Source organism: Streptomyces milbemycinicus (genome assembly GCF_002154605.1).
In the GTDB taxonomy this organism is placed as follows: Bacteria; Actinomycetota; Actinomycetes; order Streptomycetales; family Streptomycetaceae; genus Streptomyces; species Streptomyces milbemycinicus.
In genome coordinates this window covers 1-1,936 of record NZ_MUNE01000639.1, presented here as the reverse complement: position 1 = coordinate 1,936, position 1,936 = coordinate 1, and the positions used below count along the sequence as shown (strand labels likewise).

The following is a 1,936-nucleotide window of genomic DNA, read 5'->3' as shown; positions in this document are numbered from 1 at the left end:
CGATCTCCCGCAGCCGGGCCGTAAAGGTCATGAAGTAGAAGAGTCTTCGAATCTCGTGCTCGTGCTGTGGGCCGGGCGTTCCGCTCGTGCCGCTCGTGTCGTTCATGGCGGACAGTGTGCCCCCGTGCGGGGCCGCAGCGGCACTTCCGGGAGCGCCCGCCCCGGGAGTGCCGCTGCGGCCCCGCACGGGGGCACACTGTCCGCCATGAACGACACGAGCGGCACGAGCGGCACGCCCGGCGCACAGCACGAGCACGAGTTTCGAAGACTCTTCGACTTCATCACCTTCACGGCCCGGCTGCGGGAGATCGAGCGCCCCAACAACGCCACCCCGACGCGCAGGGAGAGCGTGGCGGAGCACTCCTGGCATCTGGCGATGGTCAGCTGGATACTGCACGCCGAGTTCGAACGGGAGGCCGGCCACTGCCTCGACCTGACCAAGATGCTCAAGCTCTGTCTGATGCACGACCTGGTCGAACTCGACACTTCAGCCGACCCCAATGCCGCGGATGACGCCGCCGAAGACCCCTTCGCCTCGCTGCCGGGCGCGCTGCGCCCCGAGTTCCTGGCCCTGTGGCACGAGTACGAGGAGGGCCGTACGCCCGAGGCCTGCCTGGTGCGCGGGGTGGACCGGCTCAACCCCGCGCTGATGCGGTACCTCACCGGCCAGGGCTGGCACGATGTGCCCACCGACACCAACGCCGCCATGGACGCGGACGCCCTGGACCGGCTGCAACTCCCGCGGGTGGCCGTCAGCGAGACGCTGCGCGCGCTGTACGAGGAGGTCCGCGACGCATCGGTGCGGCGCGGGCTGCTGACCCCCGCGCCGCTGACGCCTTGACGCACGCCATGACGCACGCCTTGACGCATGCCCTGACGCGTCGTCCCTTGAGCCGCGTCATGCCTCGAGACTCGTTATCCCTTGTGCCGCGTTACCCCTTGCGCCGCGTTATCCCTTGAACGGCACCTTCACGCACGCCACCCGCGAGCCCGCCTCCCCGGCATGGCCCTTGTGCGTGGCGGTCGCATGCTCGTGGAAGACGAGGGAGCGCGCCTGCGAGTCCCGGAAGCGCCAGTTCACATGGGTCATGGCGTGGCCGTCGCCGCTCTTGTCGGTGGTGACCTGCAGCCACACCTCGTTGTGGGGATTGGCGTACTTCGGGTTGGTCGACGGCTGCTTCGGGTCCTTCACGTTCTGATAGTGCGGACCCGCGTCATTGGGCATGGTCCCGCAGGTCTTCGTATGGACATGCACCCCGAAGGTGTGGTTCGCCTTGAGGCCGCGCACCCACACCATGACCCGGGTGCCCTTGCCCTCGCCTTGCGTACCGTGCGGGCTCGGTGAGGTTTGCGTGCCCGTCGGGCTCGGTGAGGTTGGGGTGCCGGTCGGGCTCGGTGTCGTCAGTGCGGCCTGGGGTGCGCCTTGCCCTTGATGGTGGTGGCGGTATTCGCCCCCGCCATGCCACTTGCCCAGGAACTCCACGACGACGACCTTGGCGGAGACGGGCACCAGCTTGGTGTTGTACGTCACCGCCTTGTGGCTACTGGCCTCTGCGGCCGGCGCGAACTTCGCGTGGACCACCACGAAGGGACAGGGGGACACCGCAGGGGATACCGCGACCATCGATGCCGCGGCCGCCGCAGTGACCGCCATGGCAAGAGACATGGGGGATCACTCCTCCAAGCATGGGCCCCCCTTGATTGGCCCCTGGGCGCGGGCCCCGCGCCACACCCCGCCCGGCTGGACCCGTCCCCTGCTTTCCACGCTAATGCCCTTCGTCACACCCTTCAACGCGAGCCCGGCCGGTGGGCTCAGCGCGAGCCCGGCCCGGCGACCTCCGTCGGCTCGGCGGCCTCGGGGAGGACGGGCTCCTTGGCCTGCCCCGGCACCGAGACGACAAGCGTGGACACCGCCCCCCGTCCCTTATACACATCT

At 69.2% G+C, this 1,936-nt stretch carries 2 protein-coding genes; one reads left to right on the top strand and one right to left on the bottom strand.

All coding sequences use genetic code 11. The features are described 5' to 3' along the window. Positions 1-205: 205 nt before the first annotated feature. Positions 206-841, top strand: coding sequence for an HD domain-containing protein (locus tag CCN51_RS41130; protein ID WP_014180129.1), 636 nt, complete (start codon positions 206-208; stop codon positions 839-841). A 108-nt stretch (positions 842-949) separates the two neighbouring features. Here CCN51_RS41130 and CCN51_RS41125 read toward each other — a convergent pair whose 3' ends face one another. After that, positions 950-1,666 carry a superoxide dismutase family protein gene (locus tag CCN51_RS41125; protein ID WP_238545483.1) on the bottom strand — a complete coding sequence of 239 codons (717 nt, stop codon included), beginning with the start codon at positions 1,664-1,666 and terminating at the stop codon, positions 950-952. Positions 1,667-1,936 lie beyond the last annotated feature (270 nt).

Excerpts from the sequence above, each read along its gene's own strand:
- CCN51_RS41125 (WP_238545483.1), bottom strand. The coding sequence starts at position 1,666 with ATGTCTCTTGCCATGGCGGTCACTGCGGCGGCCGCGGCATCGATGGTC.
- CCN51_RS41130 (WP_014180129.1), top strand. The coding sequence starts at position 206 with ATGAACGACACGAGCGGCACGAGCGGCACGCCCGGCGCACAGCACGAG.